The organism is Kitasatospora nipponensis, assembly GCF_039528135.1.
In the GTDB taxonomy this organism is placed as follows: Bacteria; Actinomycetota; Actinomycetes; order Streptomycetales; family Streptomycetaceae; genus Kitasatospora; species Kitasatospora nipponensis.
Genome location: NZ_BAAALF010000537.1, coordinates 1 through 970, shown reverse-complemented (window position 1 = coordinate 970; position 970 = coordinate 1). Strand labels below are relative to the sequence as shown.

2 protein-coding genes are annotated in these 970 nt (G+C 66.9%); one reads left to right on the top strand and one right to left on the bottom strand.

The window, feature by feature from the left end:
* On the bottom strand, positions 1-191 hold a 191-nt coding region (locus ABD323_RS41735), incomplete at its 3' end, for a helix-turn-helix transcriptional regulator (protein WP_344447297.1).
* A gap of 274 nt (positions 192-465) precedes the next feature.
* On the opposite strand from ABD323_RS41735, the gene ABD323_RS41730 reads away from it, so the two are divergent.
* Positions 466-970 (top strand): MMPL family transporter (locus tag ABD323_RS41730; RefSeq protein WP_344447296.1); only part of this gene is annotated, 505 nt, incomplete at its 3' end.

Sequence of the window (970 nt, the reverse complement as noted above, 5' to 3'; positions counted from 1 at the left end):
GTGGCCAGCCAAGCCACGGAGGACAGGCGCGGCCGCCGCCGTCCGGACTCGAGCACACTGATCGCGTGCGGCGAGATTCCGGACCGCTCCGCCAACTCCTCCTGGGTCCAACCGGCACGCACCCGGTACTCACGCAACAGCACCCCGAACCCCGCAGCCACGCTCATCCCCCGATAGCGGTCCAGCCCCATGACGAAATTCGGTGCCGAGTTGCCATGGCACCAACAAATCACCCCCAACTGATCGTATCCGAGAAGCCGTTGTCGTAGTACGTCTCGGCCGGTGTCCCGCACTCCCTGGAACGCACCGGAGCACCGACCTCACACTTCGGTGCGGTGTTTCGTCGAAGTGCCGAGAGCGGAAGCGGACGAGTGGCGCCCGCGGATCCCGACCGGCTCTCGCACGTCGACTGAGCACTGAGGAATCAACGTGATACGAAGAATGGCGTCCTTGCCCGGTGGACGAGTGGGGAAGTGGGTCGTCCTCGCGCTCTGGGCGGTGCTCCTGGTGCCGGCCCTGATGCTGGCCGGCCAGCTCGGTGACGTCGAGAAGAACGACAACTCGGCCTGGCTGCCCGGTAATGCGGAGTCCACCAAGGTGGTCGAGCGGGCCGAGAGGTTCCAGCTCGGCGACACGCTGCCCGCGATCGTGATCTACGACCGGGCCGAGGGCGTCACCCCTGCCGACCTGGCCGAGGCCCAGGCCGACGTCGAAGCGTTCAAGGGCATCGACAACGTGGTGGGTCAGCCGCACGGGCCGTTGAAGGCCCAGGACGGCAAGGCCATCCAGACCGTGGTCCAGCTCCACAAGGACCAGACGGGCTGGGAGGGGATCGGCAAGACCGTCGCCGCGATGAACAAGGTCGGCGAGGAGAACGCCAACGGTCTCGGCTTCCACATCACCGGACCAGCCGGCTACGCGGCCGACTCGATCAAGGCGTTCAGCGGCGGAGGCGCCCTTACGACGATCA